The organism is Saccharopolyspora griseoalba (assembly GCF_042665275.1).
In the GTDB taxonomy this organism is placed as follows: Bacteria; Actinomycetota; Actinomycetes; order Mycobacteriales; family Pseudonocardiaceae; genus Saccharopolyspora; species Saccharopolyspora griseoalba.
In genome coordinates, this window is the sequence record NZ_JBHTCJ010000010.1 from 180,082 (window position 1) to 201,703 (window position 21,622).

General features: G+C 73.3%; 19 protein-coding genes. 3 read left to right on the top strand and 16 right to left on the bottom strand.

What is annotated here, in order from left to right:
* Positions 1-2 precede the first annotated feature (2 nt).
* Genes ACFQRI_RS19530 through ACFQRI_RS19540 form a run of 3 tightly spaced genes read right to left on the bottom strand, consistent with a single transcriptional unit; the run spans position 3 to position 5,116 of the window.
* Positions 3-1,715 (bottom strand): PIG-L family deacetylase, encoded by a 1,713-nt coding sequence (locus tag ACFQRI_RS19530; RefSeq protein WP_380670646.1) that lies wholly within the window; start codon positions 1,713-1,715, stop codon positions 3-5.
* The gene (locus tag ACFQRI_RS19535; RefSeq protein ID WP_380670648.1) at positions 1,712-4,144 is read right to left on the bottom strand and encodes a GtrA family protein; all 2,433 of its coding nucleotides are present in this window, start codon (positions 4,142-4,144) and stop codon (positions 1,712-1,714) included. The genes ACFQRI_RS19530 and ACFQRI_RS19535 overlap by 4 nt, the downstream gene beginning before the upstream one ends.
* A gap of 6 nt (positions 4,145-4,150) precedes the next feature.
* Positions 4,151-5,116 carry a glycosyltransferase family 2 protein gene (locus ACFQRI_RS19540; RefSeq protein ID WP_380670650.1) on the bottom strand — a complete coding sequence of 322 codons (966 nt, stop codon included), beginning with the start codon at positions 5,114-5,116 and terminating at the stop codon, positions 4,151-4,153.
* Positions 5,117-5,420: 304 nt separating this feature from the next.
* Between ACFQRI_RS19540 and ACFQRI_RS19545 the strand changes: the two genes are divergently transcribed.
* Complete coding sequence (locus ACFQRI_RS19545) at positions 5,421-7,493, top strand: S9 family peptidase (protein WP_380670652.1); 2,073 nt, start codon at positions 5,421-5,423, stop codon at positions 7,491-7,493.
* A gap of 36 nt (positions 7,494-7,529) precedes the next feature.
* Here the strand turns inward: ACFQRI_RS19545 and ACFQRI_RS19550 are convergent, their stop codons facing one another.
* The 5 genes from ACFQRI_RS19550 to cmk form a co-directional block, all read right to left on the bottom strand.
* Entirely contained in the window at positions 7,530-8,603 is a 1,074-nt protein-coding gene (locus ACFQRI_RS19550; protein WP_380670654.1) for a sensor histidine kinase, read from the bottom strand.
* On the bottom strand, positions 8,600-9,271 hold the full coding sequence (locus ACFQRI_RS19555; protein ID WP_380670656.1) for a response regulator: 672 nt from the start codon (positions 9,269-9,271) through the stop codon (positions 8,600-8,602). The genes ACFQRI_RS19550 and ACFQRI_RS19555 overlap by 4 nt, the downstream gene beginning before the upstream one ends.
* 133 nt (positions 9,272-9,404) lie before the next feature.
* Complete coding sequence (der, locus tag ACFQRI_RS19560) at positions 9,405-10,838, bottom strand: ribosome biogenesis GTPase Der (RefSeq protein ID WP_380670658.1); 1,434 nt, start codon at positions 10,836-10,838, stop codon at positions 9,405-9,407.
* A complete protein-coding gene (locus ACFQRI_RS19565) occupies positions 10,835-11,506 on the bottom strand; it encodes a lysophospholipid acyltransferase family protein (protein WP_380670660.1) in 672 nt (223 codons plus the stop codon). Before ACFQRI_RS19565 ends, der begins: the two co-directional genes overlap by 4 nt.
* Positions 11,503-12,216, bottom strand: a complete 714-nt coding sequence (gene cmk, locus ACFQRI_RS19570; RefSeq protein ID WP_380670662.1) for a (d)CMP kinase — start codon at positions 12,214-12,216, stop codon at positions 11,503-11,505. The genes ACFQRI_RS19565 and cmk overlap by 4 nt, the downstream gene beginning before the upstream one ends.
* Before the next feature lie 165 nt (positions 12,217-12,381).
* On the opposite strand from cmk, the gene ACFQRI_RS19575 reads away from it, so the two are divergent.
* Both ACFQRI_RS19575 and ACFQRI_RS19580 read left to right on the top strand, forming a co-directional pair.
* Positions 12,382-12,864, top strand: a complete 483-nt coding sequence (locus ACFQRI_RS19575) for a cation:proton antiporter regulatory subunit (protein ID WP_380670664.1) — start codon at positions 12,382-12,384, stop codon at positions 12,862-12,864.
* Positions 12,865-12,888: 24 nt separating this feature from the next.
* The gene (locus ACFQRI_RS19580; RefSeq protein WP_380670666.1) at positions 12,889-14,067 is read left to right on the top strand and encodes a cation:proton antiporter; all 1,179 of its coding nucleotides are present in this window, start codon (positions 12,889-12,891) and stop codon (positions 14,065-14,067) included.
* A 51-nt stretch (positions 14,068-14,118) separates the two neighbouring features.
* Here ACFQRI_RS19580 and ACFQRI_RS19585 read toward each other — a convergent pair whose 3' ends face one another.
* The 8 genes from ACFQRI_RS19585 to ACFQRI_RS19620 form a co-directional block, all read right to left on the bottom strand.
* Positions 14,119-14,883 carry a pseudouridine synthase gene (locus tag ACFQRI_RS19585; protein ID WP_380670668.1) on the bottom strand — a complete coding sequence of 255 codons (765 nt, stop codon included), beginning with the start codon at positions 14,881-14,883 and terminating at the stop codon, positions 14,119-14,121.
* Positions 14,873-15,595, bottom strand: a complete 723-nt coding sequence (gene scpB, locus ACFQRI_RS19590) for an SMC-Scp complex subunit ScpB (RefSeq protein ID WP_380670670.1) — start codon at positions 15,593-15,595, stop codon at positions 14,873-14,875. The genes ACFQRI_RS19585 and scpB overlap by 11 nt, the downstream gene beginning before the upstream one ends.
* On the bottom strand, positions 15,592-16,479 hold the full coding sequence (locus ACFQRI_RS19595) for a segregation and condensation protein A (RefSeq protein ID WP_380670672.1): 888 nt from the start codon (positions 16,477-16,479) through the stop codon (positions 15,592-15,594). Before ACFQRI_RS19595 ends, scpB begins: the two co-directional genes overlap by 4 nt.
* Entirely contained in the window at positions 16,476-16,835 is a 360-nt protein-coding gene (locus ACFQRI_RS19600; RefSeq protein ID WP_380670674.1) for a hypothetical protein, read from the bottom strand. Before ACFQRI_RS19600 ends, ACFQRI_RS19595 begins: the two co-directional genes overlap by 4 nt.
* A complete protein-coding gene (locus tag ACFQRI_RS19605; protein ID WP_380670675.1) occupies positions 16,832-17,764 on the bottom strand; it encodes a ParA family protein in 933 nt (310 codons plus the stop codon). Before ACFQRI_RS19605 ends, ACFQRI_RS19600 begins: the two co-directional genes overlap by 4 nt.
* Before the next feature lie 238 nt (positions 17,765-18,002).
* A complete protein-coding gene (gene xerD / locus ACFQRI_RS19610; protein WP_380670715.1) occupies positions 18,003-18,944 on the bottom strand; it encodes a site-specific tyrosine recombinase XerD in 942 nt (313 codons plus the stop codon).
* Positions 18,941-19,597 carry an NUDIX domain-containing protein gene (locus tag ACFQRI_RS19615; RefSeq protein ID WP_380670677.1) on the bottom strand — a complete coding sequence of 219 codons (657 nt, stop codon included), beginning with the start codon at positions 19,595-19,597 and terminating at the stop codon, positions 18,941-18,943. The genes xerD and ACFQRI_RS19615 overlap by 4 nt, the downstream gene beginning before the upstream one ends.
* A gap of 116 nt (positions 19,598-19,713) precedes the next feature.
* Positions 19,714-21,414, bottom strand: a complete 1,701-nt coding sequence (locus ACFQRI_RS19620; protein ID WP_380670717.1) for a CTP synthase — start codon at positions 21,412-21,414, stop codon at positions 19,714-19,716.
* Between the last annotated feature and the right edge of the window lie 208 nt (positions 21,415-21,622).

Genomic DNA, 21,622 nt, shown 5'->3' on the forward strand with positions numbered 1-21,622 from the left:
GGTCATCCGCGGCTCACCGGTGCGCCCTCGTCCCCGACCGACCAGAGGACCGGGGCGCCCCGATCGTCGAGCGCGGCCACCAGGGAGCCGCTCGGGTCGAGCGCCGGACCGCCTTGGATCCGCGGGCCCGTCCGGCTCCCGGTCGCGCTGAGCACCTCCAGTCGTCCTGCGCCGTTGCGCACCGCCAGGAGCGGCCGTCCGGCCGCGTCCACCGCCAGCGCCGGATCCGACAGCGCCTCGGCCTCGCGGCGCAGCACCGGGCGCCAGCCGCTTCGCTCGGCGAGCACGACGAGATCGCCGCGCTCGTCGCGGAAGGCGGCCTGCGCGTGCTCCCCCGAGGTCGTGGCGATCGCGCCCGCCGGGCGAATCCCGTCGGGCACGGCGACCCGCCGCCCGCAGCTCCCGGACAGCCGCCAGCGCAGCATCCCGCCGGCGGCGGTGGTGGCCAGCACGTGCACCTGACCGGACGCGGTCACCAGGGCCGACACCGACTCGACGCCCGAACCGCCGAGCCGGCACCAGCCGCGGCCGTCGTGCACGCTCGCTCCCCCGCCCCGGTCGCGCACCGCGAGCACCAGCCGTCCCGCGACCTCGACGGCCGCGGGACGCGAGATCTCCACCCCGGGAGCTCGCGGCGGTGGGGCGCCGATGCGGTGCCACTCGCCTCCCGGCGCTCGGCCGAACACCGCGCCGGTGCGGCGCTGCTGGACCAGCAGGGTCGAACCGGCGAAGACCGCCGACCCCGCGCGCGGCGCGAACGGGGTGTCCACGGTGGACTCCCCGGTGCGATCGCCCGAGATGAGCCGGTCGCCGCGCACGTAGGCGTAGCGGCCGCGATCGCCGATCCAGCGCGCACCGAGCGGTCTTCGCTGGCGCATGCGCGCCAGCCACGAGGCGTACGGCTCACCGAGGCCGACCCGCGGGTCGTGCTCGGTGTAGGCGGCGAACGCGCTCCGCTTGTCGGCCAGGACCCGCGCGGGCAGGTTCGGCGGCGTGTCCGCGGTGTTGTACTGCCGGTAGTGCGCCACGAGCGCATCCGGCATCGCCTCGGCGACCAGGCGGGCGGTGATCACGTGGTCCGGGTGGTCCTGGAACCGCTGCCACTGCTGCTGGTACCGCGGGTCGGGACGCGGATCCTGGGTGCGCACCAGGTCCGGCTCGAAGACCGCCCGGAGCCGCCGCAGCGCGGACAGCAGCGAACCGCGGTCGTGGGCGCGCACCGGGATGCCCGAACCCGCCGCGGGCACGGTGCGCACCCGCTCCGAGGGGTCCCGCCAGAGCCTGATCAGCGCGTGCTCGCCACCGGTCGCGTTCGCGTCGTTGTCATCCGGCAGCCCCAGGAACACCAACGACACGCGCGGGCGGGCGCGCAACTGGTGCAGCTCGGCGACGTGCCCGCCCGGCAGTTCCAGCACCGAGCGGTCCCACCGGTCGGGCGCGCGGGCCATCGCGGCGAACGCGGCGCGCGCCCCGGCCTGGCGGTCGGCCGCGTAGTCCGCTGCCGGTTCGACATCGCTCTCGCCCGCGGTGATGAACACGGTGGTCACCCGCGCGCCCGAGCGGATCGACAGGCCCAGGTCGGGGGCCATGAACAGCATGTCGTCGTCGGGATGGGCCACGACCTGCAGGTGCGACGGCCGTTCGGCGGCCGCAGCTGCGGGCGTCGCCGGCAGCACCACCACCAGGAGCAGGATCAGCGCGGCGACGGGTTTCAACGCGGCCTCCTCGACATCACCAGGGCGGCGGCCGCCGCGCCGAGCACCAGCAGCACGCCGACCCGCAGCCCGGGCGGCGACCAGCTCACCCGCAGCGTCCCGCCGCTGACGTCCGACGGGATCCGCACCGCCAGCAGCCCGGCGCGCGTGCTCGACACCGCCAGATCCCGCCCGCCCACCGAGGCCCGGTAGCCGGGCCAGGCCAGGCGGGCGAACACCAGCCGGCCCGAGCCGGTGAACCGCACCCGCTCGGTGCGCGCGCCGAGCTGCCGGTCGTCGAGCACGCGCACGCCCCGCGCCTCGCTGAGCCGCCCGCCCGGCCAGGGCAGCGGATCTCGCCGGCGCAGGAGCACGACCTCGGCGTCGCGCCGCGCGATCGTCCAGCCCGGCGGCGGCTGGGCGACCTCGCGCAGCCTGCGCTGCACCACGACGTGGGTCGCCTTGAGCCGCTCGGCCAGCCCGCCGCGCCACAGCCGGTCGTACGCCCGCGGGCAGGTGGCGCCGAAGTAGTTCGAGCACAGCGCCTCGCGCAGGGCCTCGTTGCCGATCCCGCTGTAGGACACCAGCCCCGCCACCCCCGCCGCGGCGGGCATGTTGCCGAACAGCAGGGTCGACCAGGCGCTGCCGTCGGCGATCCGCTCGGGCGGGACCCGCTCGCGCGCGGCGATCTGCACGACCGTTCCGCCGCGCAGCGGGGCGTGCTCGGCGCGCAGCGCGGACACGTCGGTCGGGAACCCGTAGTCGGCGACGTCGCGGTTGGCGGGGAACCACAGCAGCTGCAGTCCCAGCACCAGCGCCGTGCCGAGGTGCAGCACCGCGACGGTCCGCCGCCGCCAGCGCAGGGCGGCCGCGAGCAGCACCGCGAGCAGCACCAGCGACAGCAGGTGCTCGGGGGCACGCGCGGGCAATCCCGCGAAGGCCAGGTATCCGCCGCCGAGCAGCACCAGCGCGGTGCAGCCCAACCGCAGCCGCAGCCGATCGGTGCGCACACCGCCGCTGAGCGCGACCGCCAGCAGCACCGCCACGGCCAGGTGCAGCACCTCGACGTGCCGCAGCGGCCAGCGGAACATCCACGCGTTCGACGGCCCCAAGCACAGCGCGAAGTACCAGCCGGCGATCGCGATCGCCCCGGCGCAGCGCCGACACGGCATCGCCCGCCAGTTCAACCAGGGCAGGATCGGCACGGCGAACCACGCCAGGTACACCGCGGGCACCGTCATCCGCACGTCGCCGAAGGACCGCACGTGCGGCAGGAAGCTGGGCAGGCTCGCGTTGAGCAGATCGCCAAGGCCTGGCACCAGCATCCCGGAGTTGAACAGCTCCTGGCCGCCGCGCCAGCCCGCGCTCGCGGTCACCAGCACCGGCCAGAAGATCAGCGGAACGCACGCGGCGATGGTCGCGATCGGCGGAAGCGCCCGGCGCGGGCCGAACTCCACCACCAGCACGGCGCACACCAGCAGCAGCGCCAGCAGCGCGTACGGATCGCCGGACGAGACGCACAGGTAGCCCAGCAGGAAGGGCAGCAGCGCGCGGGCGCGGCCGCGAAGGTGGCGGCGCAGCCCCCACCACGCCCACGGCAACCAGGCCAGGCCGATCAGCCCGCCCGCCCAGCTCGCGGCCTGGAAGTACAGCACGAAGCCGGAGAAGGGCAGCGCCACGGCCAGCGCCGAAGCCGGCCCCGGCCGCGCACCGTGCTCCCGGCACAGCAAGAAGGTGCCGGTGGCCAGCAGCACCAGGAACTGGATCTTGACCACGGCGGCGGCCACGCTCAGATCGCCGATGAGCGCGACGAGGACGAACTCGGCGAGGTTCACCGGGTTCCAGATGCCGAACAACCCCTCGGCAGCGAGGTTGCCGCCCATCCACGAGTCCGGTTCCAGGCCCAGCGACCACTGCCCGGCCAGCAGCCGCTCGCCGAGCCGGTGCCACATCGGCAGGAACTGCGCGGCGCTGTCGTCGGCGAAGTAGAAGGCCGGGTCGGCCAGCAGCGGCAGCGCGCCGAGCACCGCGGTGCCGGCAGCCACCGCGGTCGCGCCGCGCCAGGTCCCGTCGCGACGCCGGCGCTCGGTGAGCACCGCGCGGGTGGCCAGGAACGAGGCAGGCACCAGCGCGAACCCGACCAGCGGTGCCAGGCGCTGGTCCACGCCGAACACGACGACCGCCGCGGCCACGGCCAGCGTGCTCGCCCCCAGCAGCGCCAGGCTCGACAGCGGGAACAGCAGCAGGCTGCGCGCGCTGGGCGGCACCCCGAAGGTGAAGCGGCAGTTGAGCAGGTAGGAGCAGGCGGTGGCCGCAGCGGTGGCCAGCACGTGCGCCAGCAGGTAGGGCAGCACCAGCCACAGCACCAGGTACACCGCCCAGTGCACGGTGGTGTTCGCGCCGCCGACCAGCGCGAAGCGGGCGAACCGCGAATCGCCGAGCCGGTGCATCCCGGCTCACCGGGCCAGTTCCGCGGCGGGCGGGCGAGTCCCGGCGGGAGCGGGCCGGGACGGCGGACCGACCTCCTTGACCAGGTAGTGCGGCCGCCGCTTGGCCTCGGCGCAGCTGCGCCCCAGGTACTCCCCCAGCACCCCGAGCCCGCACAGCTGCAACCCGGCCAGGCCCAACGTCACCGGCAGCAGCCCCGACGGCCTCGGCGCCCCGCCGCCCGCGGCGCGCCAGAGCACCCGACCGCCGCCACCGGCGGCGAGCGCCACCAGCGCCCCGCCGAGGTGGATCGCCGGCCGGAGGGGCTTGGTGTTGAACCCGGTCAGACCGTCCACGGCGTGGTCGAGCAGCGCCGGAACGCTCCACCGCGAACGGCCCGCCCGCCGGCGCACGTTGCGGTAGGGCAGGTAGGCGGTGTCGAAACCGATCCAGGAGAACAGGCCCTTGGAGAAGCGGTGGTGCTCGGGCAGCGACAGCACCGCGTCGACCGCGCGCCGCGACAGCACCCGGAAGTCCCCGGCGCCGTCCTGCAGCGGCACGTCGAGCAACCACCGCGCCAGCCGGTAGTAGGTCCGGGTCAGCGCGGTGCGGCACCGCCCCTCCCCGACCCGGCTGCGGCGGGCCACCACCTGGTCGTACCCGGATTCGAGCACGACGAGCATGCGGCGCAGCAGCTCGGGCGGGTGCTGCAGGTCGGCGTCGAGCAGCGCCACCCGGCTGCCGCGCGCGTGCCGCAGCCCGCACAGCATCGCGGGTTCCTTGCCGAAGTTGCGGCTCAACGACACGTACCGGAACCGCGGATCGGCGGCGGCCAAGCGGCGCGCCTCGACCAGCGTGGCATCGGTGCTGCCGTCGTCGACCAGGATCACTTCGTAGTCACCGACGTGCCCGGACAGCGCCGTCACCAGCGCGTCGTGCAGTCGTTGCAAGCCGTGCCCCTCGTTGAAGCACGGCACCACCATCGACAGGTACATCGCAGATCTCATCCCACTCGGGAGCGGACCCGGCGGTCGACCGGGAAACCGCTGCGCGCCTTGCTGAATCCGCCGAGAACAGTGGCGCGGCGCGCACGATCACCCCCGCCCGACACACCACTCGAATCCCCCGTCCGAGTTGAAAATCGCTGCCGCGCCGCGAGGAGACCGCGCCCGCGATCTCGCCGCGGCGCGCCGCGGGACCTGCGCGGTGGGTGATCGCCCGGTTTCAGCGCGCGGGCACCAGGTGTCGTGTTTTGACCTGGCGGAGCAGGGGGCGATCGGTGATGGCAGGGTGGTTCGCATGTCGTCCGCATCGTTTCCTCGCCGAAGCGCCCGCACGCAGGGGTTCACCCTGGGGGCGCCCCGAAGCTTCACCGTCGTCGGCGACGGTGCGCGCGTGCTGTTCCTGCGGTCCGCCAGCGGCACCGACCGCACCACCGCGCTGTGGGCGCTCGACACCGCGAGCGGGCAGGAGCGGCTGCTGGCCGATCCGGCCGCGCTGCAGGCCGCTGATCAGGTGACCGCGGCCGAGCAGGCGCGTCGCGAGCGCGCGCGGGAGCGGGCGACCGGCATCACCGGGTACAGCACCGACCGCTCCGGTGAGCTCGTGGTGTTCCCGCTGTCCGGGCGGTTGTTCACCGCCGACGTCAACACCGGTGCCACGCGCGAGCTCCCGGCCGAGCAACCGGTCGCCGACCCGCGCCCGTCCCCGGACGGCGCGCGGATCGCCTACCTGGCGGGCGGCGCGCTGCGGGTGATCGAGGCCGACGGCACCGGGGACCGCGCGATCGCCGAGCCCGACGGGCCCGACGTCAGCTGGGGAGCGGCGGAGTTCATCGCCGCCGAGGAGATGCAGCGCTACCGCGGCTACTGGTGGTCGCCGGACGGTTCGCGGCTGCTGGCCGCGCGCGTCGACGAGAGCCCCGTCGACCACTGGTACCTCGGCGACCCGAACCAGCCCGACCGCGTTCCCACCGCCACCCGCTACCCCGCGGCGGGAACCGCCAACGCCGAGGTCGGCCTGGCGGTGTTCCACCTCGACGGGCGGCGCACCGACGTCGAGTGGGACCGGTCGGACTACCCGTACCTGGTCACCGCGCACTGGTCGGAGCACGGCAGCCCGCTGCTGGCGGTGCAGACCCGCGACCAGCGCACCCAGCTGGTGCTCGCCCTCGACCCGGGCACCGGCGCGACGACCGAGCTGCACCGCGACACCGACGAGCGGTGGATCGACGTCCTGCCCGGCTGGCCCGCCTGGAACCCCAGCGGTGAGCTGGTGCGCATCGAGGCCGCCGAGGGCGCCTACCGGCTGGTCGTCGGCGACAAGCCGTGGACCGGGGCGCCGCTGCAGGTCCGCGGGATCGTCGACGTCGGCGAGGACGTGCTGATCAGCGCTTCCGAGGGCGACCCGGCCGAGGTGCACCTCCACCGGGTGACCGCGGCCGGCGCGGAGCGGCTGACCACCGGCGCCGGGGTGCACGCGGGGACCCGAGGCGGGGAGGTGCTGGTGGTCTCGTCGACGACGCTCGACCAGCCGCGCTCCTCGACGGTGGTCTCCCGCGGCCAGCACCGCGTCGCCGAGATCGCCAACCACGCCGAGGAGCACGGCCTGGACCTCAACGTGCGGCTGCTGCGGCTGGGCGACCGCGAGCTGCGCAGCGCGCTGCTGCTGCCCAGCGATCACCGGCCCGGGGACGGACCGCTGCCGGTGCTGCTGGACCCCTACGGCGGTCCGCACGCCCAGCGGGTGCTGGCCCGCCAGCAGGGCTACCTGACCTCGCAGTGGTTCGCCGATCAGGGCTTCGCCGTGCTGGTCACCGACGGCCGCGGGACGCCGGGGCGGGGCCCGGTCTGGGACCGCGAGATCGCCGGGGACCTGGCCGGGCCGCCGCTGCAGGACCAGGTCGACGCGCTGCGCGCGGCCGCCGTCGAGCACCCCGAGCTGGACCTGGAGCGGGTGGCCATCCGCGGCTGGTCCTTCGGCGGCTACCTGGCGGCGCTGGCGGTGCTGCGCCGCCCGGACGTCTTCCACGCGGCCGTGGTGGGCGCCGGGGTGGTCGACTGGCGGCTCTACGACACCCACTACACCGAGCGCTACCTGGGCGACCCGAACACCTCGCCCGAGGTCTACGAGGCGAACTCGCTGCTGGGCGATGCGGCCGAGCTGCAGCGCCCGATGCTGATCGTGCACGGCACGGTCGACGACAACGTGGTGCTCGCGCACGCGCTGCGCCTGTCGGGCGCCCTCACGGCCGCGGGCCGCCCGCACCAGATGCTGCCGCTGCCCGGCGTGAGCCACATGCCCACCGACGAGACCACCGCGGAGAACCTCCTGCTGCTGCAGGTGGACTTCCTGCGCAAGTCGCTGGGCTAGCAGCAGCTCGGGATCGCTCCGGGCAGCGGGTCGGCACTAGCGCTGGGGCAGGGAGGCGACGAGTTCGAAGCCGCCGTCCTCGGAAGGCCCGGCGGTGAGCTCGCCCCCGACGGTGCGGACGCGTTCGGTGAGGCCGCTGAGACCCGCCCCGCCGGAGTCGACCGGTTCGCCCGTCGGCCGGCCTGGCGCGTCGTTGCTGACCACGATGCGCAGCGCGTCGGCCTGGTCGCTCAGGCGCACCCGGATCTCCGCTCCGGGTGCGTGCTTGGCGGCGTTGGTCAGCGCCTCCTGCACCACGCGGTAGGCGGCGCGCTCGACCGCGCCGGGCACCTCGTCGCGCACCAGCTCGCCGGAGAGCTCCACGGCCACGCCGGAGGCCCTGGCCTGCTCGACGAGCTCCTCGATGCTGCCGGAGTCGGCCTGCGCCGAACCGAGCCCGAGGGTCGTGCGCATCTCGCCGAGGGCTCGCCGGGACAGCGAGCGCACCCGCTCGGCGGCCTCGCGCACCTGCTCGTCGCCGCTGGTGGTCTTCAGCGCGGCGGACTCGACGGCGATCAGCGTGACGTGGTGGCCCACGGCGTCGTGGATCTCGCGGGCGATGCGGGCGCGTTCCTCGGCCCGCGCGGTCTCGGCCTTGGCCTGCGCCGCGACCTCGGTGGCCGCGGCCAGCCGCTCCACGCTCTCGGCCAGCCTCGCCCGCAGCGCCACCAGCGCACCCAGCGCGGCCGGGGCACCGGCTCCCAGCAGCACGAACCCGAGGGTCAGCGCCCACTGGCCGACCGCCAGCGACTCCGCGAACGCCACCGGCGCGATCGCGGCCACGCAGGTCAGCAGCACCCACCCGGCGAGCTCGCGCAGGTCCAGCAGTTCCCGGCCGAGGCGGAACATCGCCACCAGCATCGCGGCCCAGCCCAGGCCACCGGCCATCGCGGGCAGGCACAGCAGCACGCACAGCCGGGGCCACCGGTGCCGCAGCGGAAGCACCAGGGCCGCGCAGGAACCGGAGATCACCCCGTAGCCCATCGGGTCGGGCGCGGCGATCACCGCGGCCATCGGCAGCCCGACCGCCAGCACCTCAAGGGCGGCGCGGCGCCCGCGCGAACCGGTCATCGCTCCCCCTCGACCCGCTGCGCGATCAGCGCTGCCTGCACCCGGTTGTCGGCACCCAGCTTGGTCAGCACCGTCGACACGTAGCTCTTCACGGTGGCCTCGGTGAGCCCGAGCCGGGACCCGATGTCGGCGTTGGAGCGGCCGTCGGCCAGCAGCCGCAGCACCTGCCCCTCGCGCGCGGACAGCGCCCGCACCAGGCCCACCTCCCGCGAGTTGTCACTGTTGGTGCGCAGCCGCGGCAGCAGCCGGGCGGTGATCCGCGGGTCGAGCACCGCGCCCCCGGCAGCCAGGTCGTGCACCGCGCGCACCAGGGCCTCGGGTTCGGCGTCCTTGAGCAGGAAGCCGTTCGCCCCGAAGCGCAGCGCGTCGGCGACGTAGTCGTCCAGGTCGAAGGTGGTCAGCACCGCCGTGGCCGGGGCGGCGGGGTCGACCAGCATGTCGCGCAGCGCGGTCAGCCCGTCGGTGCCGGGCATCTGCACGTCGACCAGGGCCACGTCCGGCCGGTGCTCGGCCACCGCGGTCAGCAGCTCGGCGCCGTCGGCGGCCTCGGCCACGACCGCGATCGTCCCGTCGCCCTCCAGCAGCACTCGCAGGCCGCGCAGCAGCATGGGCTCGTCGTCGGCGAGCACGACCCGCACCGCGCGCCCGTTGCCGGTCGGCAGCACCACTGGCCTCACCTCCGCGTTCGCACCGCCCGCAGACTAACCGCCCCCCGCACGGGTGACGACACGGACTCCGCCGCGATGCGCAGGAAGGTCCCCGCACGAAGCGCGCGGGAACCTCCTCGTGGGCGCGGAGGGCTCAGCGGCGGCCCTTGCCCCGCTCCTTGCTCTCGCGGACCCGCACCGAGATGCGCACCGGGCTGCCGGTGAAGCCGAAGGTCTCGCGGAACTTGCGCTCCAGGAACCGGCGGTAGCCCGCTTCGAGGAAGCCGGTGGTGAACAGCACGATCGTCGGCGGGCGGGTCTGGGCCTGGGTGGCGAACTTGATCTTGGGCTGGCGGCCTCCGCGCGCGGGCGGCGGGTAGGCCGCGACCAGCTCGTTGAGCCAGTTGTTGAGCCGGCCGGTGGGCACCCGGGTGTCCCAGGACTCCAGGGCGGTGCGCAGCTGGGGAGCCAGCTTGGCCACCGAGCGCCCGGTGCGCGCCGAGACGTTGACCCGCTCGGCCCAGCGCACCCGCACCAGGTCGCGGTCGATCTCCTTCTCCAGCTGGCGACGCCGGTCGCCGTCGACCAGGTCCCACTTGTTGTAGGCGATGACCAGCGCCCGCCCGGCCTCGACGACCATGGTGATCACGCGCAGGTCCTGCTCGCTGATCGGCTCGGAGCCGTCGATGAGCACGATGGCGACCTCGGCGGCCTCGATGGCGGCCTTGGTGCGCAGCGAGGCGTAGTACTCGGTGCCGCTGGCGGTCTTGACCCGCTTGCGCAGCCCCGCGGTGTCGACGAACCGCCACACCTGCCCGTCGAGCTCGACCATCGAGTCCACCGGGTCCACGGTGGTGCCGGCGACGTCGTGCACCACCGACCGGTCCTCGCCGGTGAGCTGGTTGAGCAGGCTGGACTTGCCGACGTTGGGCTTGCCCACCAGCGCGACCTTGCGCGGTCCGCTCGAGGCGCCGAAGTCGTCGCGCGGGGTCTCCGGCAGCACCTCCAGCACCCGGTCCAGCAGGTCGCCCGAGCCGCGGCCGTGCAGGCCGGACACCGCCATCGGCTCGCCCAACCCCAGCGACCACAGGTCGTGGACGTCGGCCGCGCCGCGCTCGTCGTCGACCTTGTTGGCCGCCAGCAGCACCGGCCGCTTCGAGCGGCGCAGCACGCGGGCCACGGCCTCCTCGGTACCGGTGGCGCCGACCTTGCCGTCGACGATCAGCAGCACCGCGTCGGCGGTCTGCATGGCCAGCTCGGCCTGCCCGGCCACCGAGGCCTGCAAGCCCTTGGCGTCGGGTTCCCACCCGCCGGTGTCGACCACGGTGAAGCGGCGACCGTTCCACAGCGCGTCGTAGGACACCCGGTCGCGGGTCACGCCCGGCACGTCCTGCACCACGGCCTCGCGACGCCCCAGCAGGCGGTTGACCAGCGTGGATTTGCCCACGTTCGGGCGGCCGACCACGGCCAGCACCGGCTGCGACCGCGGCGCCTCCTCGTCGCCCGGCAGCACGCCCTGGTCGACCTCAGCCCACTCGGACTCGTCGGACCACGTGCCGTCCAGGCCTTCCAGCGACTCGTCGGTCACGCTCGTTTCCCTCTCACGTCGTCTCGGTTGCGGTCGGCGACCAGGCCGTCCAGTTCGGCGATCAGCTCGACCAGCTCGTTGCGCACGGATTCGGTCGCCTCGGTCAGCCCCGCGCGTCCCTTGCCGCTCGGCGGGGTCATCGGCTCCCCGAACAACACGTCGATCCTGCGTAACAGCCTACGGCTCCCGTCGGTGGGACGCCGACTGCCCCGCACCGCCACCGGAAGCACCCGCGCGCCCGCGGTGCGCGCCAGCCACGCCGCGCCGTTCTGCGCGCTGCCGACCTCGCCGGAACCGCGCGTGCCCTCGGGGAACACCCCGACCACACCGCCGTCCTTGAGCACCCGCACCGCGGTGAGCAGCGGCTGCCGGTCCGGCTCGCCGCGGCGCACCCCGATCTGCCCGATCCGGCGCAGGAACCAGCCCAGCGGACCGCGGAACATCTCCTGCTTGATCAGGAACACCGAAGCCCGCGGGAGCATTCCGATCAGCAGCGGACCGTCCAGCATGGCGCTGTGGTTGGCCACCAGCACCACCGGACCCGTGCGCGGGATCCGCTCGGCGCCGTGCACCTCGACCCGGAACGGCAGCCGCACGATGAACCGGGAGATCAACCGCCCGACGAAGTGCAGCCAGTGCCACCCGCCGGGCGGCAGGGTGCCGCTCATCGCCCCTCCCCCAGCAGGGCGTGGCTCTCCACCAGCTTGTGCAGCTGCTCCAGCACCCCGGCCACGTCCAGCTCGGTGGTGTCGAGCTCGAGCGCGTCGTCGGCGCGCCGCAGCGGGGCGACCTTGCGGCCGGAGTCCAGCGCGTCGCGGCGCTGCACGTCGGCGTGCGTGGCGCGCAGATCGCCCTCGCGGCCCTCGGAGGAGTCCTGCTTGGTGCGGCGCAGCGCCCGCGCGTCGGCCGAGGCGGTCAGGTAGACCTTCAGGCCCGCGTCCGGCACCACCACGGTGCCGATGTCGCGGCCCTCCACGACCACGCCGCCCGGCTCCTGGAGCGCCGCCGAGATCAGCTCGCGCTGCGCGGCGACCAGCAGCTCGCGCACCTCGGGCACGGCCGAGACCGCCGAGACCGCGCCGGTGACCTCCGGGCCCCGGACCTCCTGCTCCACGCCCAGCTCGTCGAGGCGCACGCCGGGCGCCAGCGGGTCGGTGCCCATGGTCAGCCGCGCCGCGCGCGCCACCCGGGCGACCTCGACGGCGTCGGCGGGGTCCACGCCGGCGCGCAACACCGCCAAGGTCACCGCGCGGTACATCGCCCCGGTGTCAAGGTAGGCCGCACCGAGCTCGGCGGCCAACCTCCGGGACACCGTCGACTTGCCGGTGCCCGATGGGCCGTCGAGGGCGACCACCCCGCGAAGCCTGGCCTGCGCCACGCGTTCCTCCCCGTTCCGTGAGTCCTCACCGGCACGCGCGCCGGATCAGCCCTCCATTCTGCCCGGTCGGGGCGCGCGGGCGGAAATCGCGTCCGGCTCGGCGAGGTGGTCGCCACTCGCGTGGCCGATCAAAGCGAGGTCGGGCGCGGGATTAAGCTCGGGGACGTGGACGTAAACGTGACCCCGCTGCCCGGTCTGGGCACACGCCAGGACTTCATGACCGGTTCCGGCCACCGCGTGGGCGTGATCACCTACCGGGACGGCCGGTTCGAGCTGATCGTCTCCGGCCAGGACGACCCGGACGGCTGCGCGGCCTCGATCGAGCTCACCAGCGCCGAGACCAGCACCCTGGCCGGCCTGCTGGGCGCGCCGCAGCTGGTCTCGCAGCTCAGCGAGCAGCAGCAGGAAGTCGCCGGGGTCACCACCTGGCAGCTGCCGATCGCCGCGGGCACGCCGTTCGTCGGCCGCGAGCTGGGCGACACCGAGATGCGCACCCGCACCTCGGTGTCGATCGTGGCCGTGGTGCGCGACGGCACCGTTCACCCCTCACCGCGCCCCGACTTCCGCTTCGCATCCGGCGACCTAGTCGTCGTGGTCGGCACCGCTGACGGACTGCGCGCAGCCGAGGACATCCTCGCCCACGGCTGACCAGCGCGAAAGGAATCAAAAGCGGTGCACGAAACGGCGATCTCCCTGATCGAGCTGGGAGCGGTGTTCTTCGGTCTCGGCGTCCTCGGGCGACTCGCCTGGCGCATCGGCATCTCCCCGATCCCGCTGTACCTGCTGGGCGGGGTGGCCTTCGGCAACGGCGGGCTGATCCCGCTGCACGGCATCCAACCGTTCACCCACCTCGCCTCCGAGATCGGCGTGGTGCTGCTGCTGTTGCTGCTGGGCCTGGAGTACTCGGCCGGGGAACTGGTCACGGGGCTGCGGCGCTCCTGGATGGCCGGGGTGATCGACCTGGTGCTCAACACCATCCCCGGTGCGCTGGTGGCGCTGCTGCTGGGCTGGGGGCCGATCGGGGCGCTGGCGATGGCGGGCATCACCTACATCTCCTCGTCGGGCATCGTCGCGAAGGTGCTCGGCGACCTGGGCCGACTGGGCAACCGGGAGACCCCGGTGGTGCTGTCCATCCTGGTCTTCGAGGACCTGGCCATGGCGGTCTACCTGCCCATCCTGACCGCGGTGCTGGCCGGGGTGAGCCTGCTGGGCGGGCTGACCGCGGTGGGCATCTCGCTGCTGGTGATCACGATCGTGCTGGTCATCGCGCTGCGCTTCGGAAAGTACGTCTCGGCGATCGTGGACAGCCCCGACCCCGAGGTGTTCCTGCTGCGCCTGCTGGGCGCGGCGCTGCTGGTGGCCGGCATCGCTTCGGAGCTGCAGGTCTCGGCGGCCGTCGGCGCCTTCCTGCTGGGCATCGCCATCTCGGGGTCCACGGCGCAGAACGCGACCCGGATGCTCGAACCGCTGCGCGACCTGTTCGCCGCGGTGTTCTTCGTGGTCTTCGGGCTCAACACCGACCCCTCGAAGATCCCGCCGGTGCTGCCGATCGCGCTGGCGCTGGCCGCGATCACCTGCGCGACGAAGGTGCTCACCGGCTGGACGGCCGCCCGGATGCAGGGCGTGGCCCGGATGGGTCGGCTGCGAGCCGGGGCGGCCCTGGTGGCGCGCGGGGAGTTCTCCATCGTCATCGCGGGCCTGGCCGTGTCCTCCGGCGCGGTCAGCGGTGAGCTCGCCGCGCTGGCCACCGCCTACGTGCTGCTGATGGCCATCCTCGGTCCGGTGGCCGCGCGCGTGGCCGAACCGCTGGCCCGCAAGCTCCTGGCCACCCGGCCGAGAGCCGCCGCGTGAGACGACGAAGCCGGCCGGTCCCGCGGGACCGGCCGGCTTCGCGCACGGCCATCACATGCCGACGAGCTTGTACAGCGAGCCGACCTCCTGGCGGTTGAGCGGGCGGATGGCGCCCGGGCGCTCGTTGGTCAGCTGCACGTCGCCGACGCGGGTGCGCACCAGCCGCTGCACCGGGTGGCCGACGTGCTTGAGCAGCCGGCGCACGATGCGCTTGCGGCCCTCGTGCAGCACGACCTGCACCAGCGCGCGGTTCTGGTTGGTGTCGATCAGCTTGAAGCTGTCCACCTTCACCGGGCCGTCGTCGAGCTCCACGCCCTCGCGCAACCGCTTGCCGAGGTCCTTGGGCACGGGCCCGATCACCTCCGCCAGGTAGGTCTTGCGCACCTTGTAGGAGGGGTGGGTCAGCCGGTTGGCCAGCTCGCCGTCGTTGGTGATCAGCAGCAGGCCCTCGGTGTCCTGGTCCAGGCGCCCGACGTGGAACAGCTTGCCCTGGCTCTCGCGCAGGTAGTCCCCGATGCAGGGCCTGCCCTGGTCGTCGGACATGGTGCACAGGATGCCGGTGGGCTTGTTCAGCAGCAGGTGGGTCAGGTTGCTGTTGACCATCACGCGCGACCCGTCGACGTGGATGACCGCGGTCTCCGGGTCGACGCGGGTGCCCAGCTCCAGCACGGTCTCGCCGTTGACGTCGATGCGGCCTTCGAGGATCATCTCCTCGGCCGCGCGCCGCGACGCGATCCCGGCGCGGGACAGCACCTTCTGCAGGCGCTCCCCCTCCTGGTTCGCGGTGTTGGACGGGGCAGGGCGTTCAGACGTCATCGATCGAATCCACTTCGGGCAACAGGGGTGCGAGCGGCGGCAGGTCCTTCAGCGACGACAGCCCCAGCCGCTCCAGGAACAGCTCGGTCGTGCAGTAGAGGGTGCCGCCCGTCTCCGGGTCGGTGCCGGCCTCCTCGATCAGGCCGCGCCCTACCAGGGTACGGACAACCCCGTCAACGTTCACACCCCGTACCGCCCCCACCTTGGCGCGGGTGACCGGCTGCCGGTAGGCGATGACCGCCAGGGTTTCCAGCGCGGCCCGGGTCAGCTTGGTGCGCTGCCCGTCGAGCAGGTAGCGCTCGACGTACGGGGCGTACTTCTCGCGGGTGTAGAAGCGCCAGCCGTCGCCGACCCGCCGCAGGTCCAGCCCGCGCTCGGCCTCGGCGTAGCCGGCCGACAGGCGGTGCAGCGCGGTGCGCACCCGCGCCACCGGCTGCTCCAAGGTGTCGGCCAGCAGCTCCTCGCCCGCCGGGATGTCGACCACCAGCAGCAGCGCCTCCAGCGCCGCGTCCAGGGCTTCGTCGGCGGTGAGGTCGGGGGCGCTGGAGGCCTCGACCTCGTCCGGACCGCCCGGCGCGGCCTCGGGCTGCTCGGGCCCGGGCTCGGCCCCCTCCGGCTGCGGTTCGGCCGCAGCGCCGGTCGGCTCCTGCGCATCCAGCGCCTCGGCGGTGCCCTGCTCGGTCTGCACCGTCCGGGCTTCCGGCTCGCTCACCCGTACTCCTCCTCTTCCTGGGCGGATCGCTGCGCCTCGGCCTCGGCCCGGGCCTGCTCGAGGCTGCCGCCGACCCACTGCACCTGCAGCTCGCCCAGCGGCCCCTCCTGCTCGAAGTGCACCACCTTCTCCCGGTAGAGCTCCAGCAGCGCCAGGAAGCGCGCCACCACCTCGATGGTGTGGCCGCAGTCGGCGACCAGGTCGGTGAAGGTCAGCGAGCCCTTCTCGGCCAGCCGCACCCGCAGCAGCGCGGCGTGCTCGCGCACCGAGACGCCGTGCTGGTGGATGTGGTCCAGGGAGACCTCGGGCGGTGGCTTCGGCCGGAACACCGAAGCCGCGACCTCGGCGAACTTCGCGGGATCGACGCCGATGACGACCTCGGGCAGCAGGTTCTCGAAGCGCTCCTCCACCGACACCGAGCGCGGGTAGCGGCGCAGCGCACCGGCTTCCAACTCGCCGAACAGCGCAGCCACCTGCTTGTAGGCGCGGTACTGCAGCAGCCGCGCGAACAGCAGATCGCGGGCCTCCAGCAGGGCGAGGTCGGCCTCGTCCTCCACCTCGGCGGCCGGCAGCAGCCGGGCCGCCTTGAGATCCAGCAGCGTAGCGGCGACCACCAGGAACTCGGTGGTCTCGTCCAGATCGGTCTGCTCCAGGGCCCGGGTGTAGGCGATGAACTCGTCGGTGACCTTGTGCAGCGCCACCTCGGTGACGTCGAGCTCGTGCTGCGAGATCAGCTGCAGCAGCAGGTCGAACGGGCCCTCGAAGTTCTCCAGGCGGACGGTGAACTTGCTCTCGCCGCCCTCGGGGTCGGTTAACGACGCCGACTCGGCATCACCGGTCTGCGGCGGGGCGAGATTGGCGTCAGGGGTGGGAGCATCGGTCACTCGCCGGACTCCCGCAGGCGCCTGACCAGAACCGAGTCCGCGCCGCGCTCGTCGAAGTCGTCGAGCAGCACCGCCACCGCCTCGCGCACCACGCGACCGCGGTCCACGGCGATGCCGTGCTCCGCGCGCAGCGCCAGCCGCGCCTGCTCCAACCTCAGCAACTCCTCGTCCGCGACGTACACGGTGATCTTCGAATCGTGCTTGCGCCGTCCCGAACCCGAGCGCTTGGCCTTCGGCGCCTCGGGAGCGGCCTGCTCGGCCTGGCCCTCCGGCTGCGGATCGGCGCGCTGATCCGTGCGAGGAACAGTAGTACGGAACAGCTCGGCCGCGCCGGGCAGGGCCACCCGCCGCGTCATCGCGCGATCACCTCGCGGGCGAGCTCCCGGTAGGCCTGGGCGCCCGCCGAGCGCGGCGACCAGCGGGTGATCGGCTCACCTGCGACCGTGGTCTCCGGGAAGCGGACCGTGCGGTTGATCACCGAGTCGAACACGATGTCCCCGAAGGCCTCCACCACGCGCTGCATCACCTCGCGGGAGTGCAGCGTGCGCGGGTCGAACATGGTCGCCAGGATGCCGCTGATCTCCAGCTTCGGGTTGAGCCGCTCGCGGACCTTCTCGATGGTGTCGATCAGCAGCGCCACCCCGCGCAGGCTGAAGAACTCGCACTCCAGCGGGATGATCACACCGTCGGCCGCGGCCAGCGCGTTGACCGTCAGCAGGCCGAGCGAGGGCTGGCAGTCGACCAGGATGTAGTCGTACTCCTTCATCGCCTGGAACAGCACCCGCTGCAGGGTCTGCTCCCGGCCGACCTCGGCGACCAGCTGCACCTCGGCCGCCGAGAGGTCGATGTTGCTCGGCAGCAGGTCCATCCCCTCGACCGTGGTGCGGCGCACCACGTCGGAGATGCTCACCGAGCGCTCCATGATCACGTTGTAGATGGTCTGCTCGAGCTGGTGCGGCTGCACCCCGAGGCCGACCGAGAGCGCGCCCTGCGGATCGAAGTCCACCAGCAGCACCCGGCGCCCGTACTCCGCCAGCGCCGCCCCGAGGTTGATGGTCGACGTGGTCTTGCCCACTCCGCCCTTCTGGTTGCACATGGCCAGAATCTGCGCGGGACCGTGCTGGTCCAGCAGCGGAGGTTCCGGGATGTGCCGACGCGGCCGGCCGGTCGGACCCAGGCTGCGGGAGGACGAGACCTCCTCCTCGCGGCCTGTCGTCTCGGGGGCGATGCTCAGGTCGACCGCGCCCCGAGGCCGCCCGGCGGCGGAGGGTTGCGGCAGCGACATGGCGATCTGACTCCTTAGGTACCGGTGGCGATCGATCGCAGCCTAAGCGGCATTAACGACCTGCGGCAACGTGCCTCGCCGTGGTGTCGGGATTTGCGTCGGAGGATCACGTGATCCTCCTGTGATCAAGATCTACCCCTTCACGCGCCCGACCGCATGCGGAACCGGCGATCTCGCGGGCAACATCACTCCGAAGTGCCCGACCGCAGGAGTCCCGCGCCGCGCGGAAAAGCCCCCGCTACAGGTGAGCTCGCGGGTGCGCGGTGGCGTAGACCTCGCGCAGGGTGTTGACCGTGACCAGCGTGTACACCTGCGTCGTGGTCACCGAGGCGTGCCCCAGGAGCTCCTGGACCACGCGCACGTCCGCGCCGCCCTCCACGAGGTGGGTGGCGAAGGAGTGGCGCAGCACGTGCGGCGAGACCGAGGACTCGATCCCGGCGCGCTCGGCCGCCGACTTCAACGCGTTCCACGCGCTCTGCCGGGAAAGCCGGGTGCCGCGGGAATTCAGGAAGACCGCCGCGCTGCCCCGGCCGCGCGCGAGCAGGCCCGGCCGAGCGCGCACCAGGTAGGCCTCCAACGCCTCCAGCGCCGGACGCCCGATCGGCACCAGCCGCTGCTTGCCGCCCTTGCCGTCGAGCAGCACCGTGCGATCCGAGCGGTCGACGTCGTCGAGATCCAGCCCGACGGCCTCGGAAATCCGCGCACCCGTCGAGTACAACAGCTCCAGCAGCGCGCGATCGCGCAGCCCGCGCGCGTCATCGCCGCCGGAGTGCTCAAGCAACCGACCGACGTCGTGCACCGACAACGCCTTGGGCAAGCGCTTCGGCGGACTCGGCGGCGCGACCTCGCGGGCCACGTCGACCGCGAGATGCCCCTCGGCGTGGGCGAAGCGGTGCAGCCCGCGCGCGGCCACCAGCGCCCGCGCCGCCGACGACGGCGCCATCGGCGCGCGCTGCTCGGAACCCTCGCGCATCCGGGTCAGGAACTCCGACAGGTGCGCGGTGCGCACCTCCTCCAGCGCGCGAACGCCTTGCGCGGCGAGGAATTCGGCGTACCGGCGCAGGTCGCGGGCGTAGGAGTCCAGGGTGCTGCGCGCCGTTCCGCGCTCCACGGCCAGGTGATCGAGGTACTCCCCGACCGCCGTGCGCAATCGCGGCGGCAGCTCCTCGAAGCCCTTCACCGCTCGGCGAACCGGCTCGGCCGGTCGGTCCACGGCGCGTCGGCCGGTCGCGCGCCCGCGACGCCGTCGCGCACCGCCTGCGCGGCCAGCAACCCGGCCACCGCCGGCCCGTTGACGATCTCCCCGCCCAGCGCCATCCGCACCGCCTCGGCCAGCGGGAACCACCTGATCACCAGGTCGGCCTCCTCGTCACCGGCCGCGTCCGGGCGCGGCACCTCGGAGATCCCGGTGGCCAGGAAGACCCGCACGCACTCGTCGGTGAAACCCGGGGAAGTCGCCACGTCGACCAGCACCGACCAGTCGGTTGCCGCCAGCCCGGTCTCCTCGGCCAGCTCCCGCTGCGCGGTGCGCACCGGCGCCTCGCCGGAGACGTCCAGCAGCCCGGCGGGAAGCTCCCACAGCCTGCGGCCCAGCGGATAGCGGTACTGGTGGATCAGCGCGACCCGGTCCTGCTCGTCGAGCGCCACGATCGCCACCGCCCCGAAGTGCTCGACGACCTCCCGGCGCGCGTGCCCGCCACCGGGCATGCCGACCTCGTCGGCGCGCAACGCCAGGATCCTGCCCACGTAGACGTCCTCGCTGGTCAGCGTGGTGAATTCGTGCGCTCCGCCGGTTCTGGCAACCCCGCTACCCGTCGTGTCCACGCCCACCACCCTAGATCGGCGAACGCGCGATGACTCGACGCGGTGCGAAACCTCCCACCCGCCCGGTGAGACGACAGCGGGCCCGCCCGCGCGAGGCGAGCGAGCCCGCAGGACCGATCCGCAGGTCAGGCGTTCGCGGGTTCGGTGATGCCCTCCAGGTCGACCGGGAGCCGCTCGGCGGCCTGGTAGTCCACCGCGGCCTTGACGAACGCCGCGAACAGCGGGTGCGGGCGCGTCGGGCGGCTCTTGAGCTCCGGGTGCGCCTGGGTGCCCACGAAGAACGGGTGCACCTCGCGCGGCAGCTCGACGAACTCCACCAGGCGGTCGTCCGGCGAGGTGCCGGAGAAGACCAGGCCGGCCTTGCTCAGCTTGTCCCGGTAGGAGTTGTTGACCTCGTAGCGGTGGCGGTGCCGCTCGGCGATCTCGGTGCTGCCGTAGGCCTCGGCCACCAGGGTGTCCTCGCCCAGCTTCGCCGGGTAGGAACCCAACCGCATCGTGCCGCCCATGTCGCGGTCACCGGAGAGCACGTCGTGCTGGTCGGCCATGGTGCTGATCACCGGGTGCTGGCAGGGCTCCTCGAACTCCGTGGAGTTGGCCCGCTCCAACCCGGCCAGCGACCGCGCCGCCTCGATGACCATGCACTGCAGGCCCAGGCACAACCCCAGCAGCGGGATGCCGTGAGTGCGCGCGTAGCGGATCGCGCCCAGCTTGCCCTCGATGCCGCGCACCCCGAAACCGCCCGGGATCAGCACGCCGTCCATGCCCGACAGCGCCTGCGCCGCGCCCGCGTCGGTCTCGCAGGTGTCCGAACCCACCCAGGAGATCTCCACCTTGGCGCGGTGCGCGAACCCACCGGCGCGCAGCGCCTCGGTGACCGACAGGTAGGCGTCCGGCAGGTCGACGTACTTGCCGACCAGGGCGATGCGGACCTTCTCCGAGGGGTTGTGCACCCGGTCGAGCAGGTCACCCCACACCGACCAGTCGACGTCGCGGAACGGCAGGCCCAGCCGGCGCACCAGGTAGGCGTCCAGGCCCTCGGCGTGCAGCACCTTCGGGATGTCGTAGATCGACGGCGCGTCCGGGCAGGCCACCACGCCCTCGGTGTCGACGTCGCACATCAGGCCGATCTTGCGCTTGGTGTCCTCGGGCAGGTCCCGGTCGGCGCGGCAGACCAGCGCGTCGGGCTGGATGCCGATGTTGCGCAGCGCGGCCACCGAGTGCTGGGTCGGCTTGGTCTTCTGCTCGCCGGAGGGCGCCAGGTAGGGCACCAGCGAGACGTGCAGGAAGAAGCAGTTGTCCCGGCCGACGTCGTGGCGGACCTGGCGGCAGGCCTCCAGGAACGGCAGGGACTCGATGTCGCCGACCGTGCCGCCGACCTCGGTGATGACCACGTCGGGGGTGCGACCGTCCTCGTCGGGCTCGGCCATCGCCCGGATGCGGGCCTTGATCTGGTCGGTGATGTGCGGGATGACCTGCACCGTGTCACCCAGGTACTCGCCGCGGCGCTCCTTGGCGATCACCGCGGAGTACACCTGACCGGTGGTGACGTTGGCGTTCTTGGTCAGATCGCGGTCCAAGAACCGCTCGTAGTGACCGATGTCGAGATCGGTCTCGGCGCCGTCCTCGGTGACGAACACCTCACCGTGCTGGAACGGGTTCATCGTGCCCGGGTCCACGTTGAGGTAGGGGTCGAGCTTCTGCATGGTCACCCGCAGGCCGCGGGACGTGAGCAGTTCGCCCAGGCTCGAAGCCGTGAGCCCCTTCCCCAACGAAGAGGCCACGCCCCCCGTTACGAAAACGTGCTTGATCGTGCGTGCTTGCGGCACCAACAAAAGCTCCCCGTGGTCGAGCCGTCGCCTGGCTGGGATTTCTGCGCTGGCAGGACGGCTGGATCCGTCGCTCCCACGGAATTCCAGCCTAACCTACGACCGGTGGCCCCCGCACCGAGACCCACCCGAGAAGCAACCCCGCGGACCGGCCGGGTCAACCGCCAACCAGGGGCTTACCGACCGGTCACGCGGGGTAGCGCAGCGA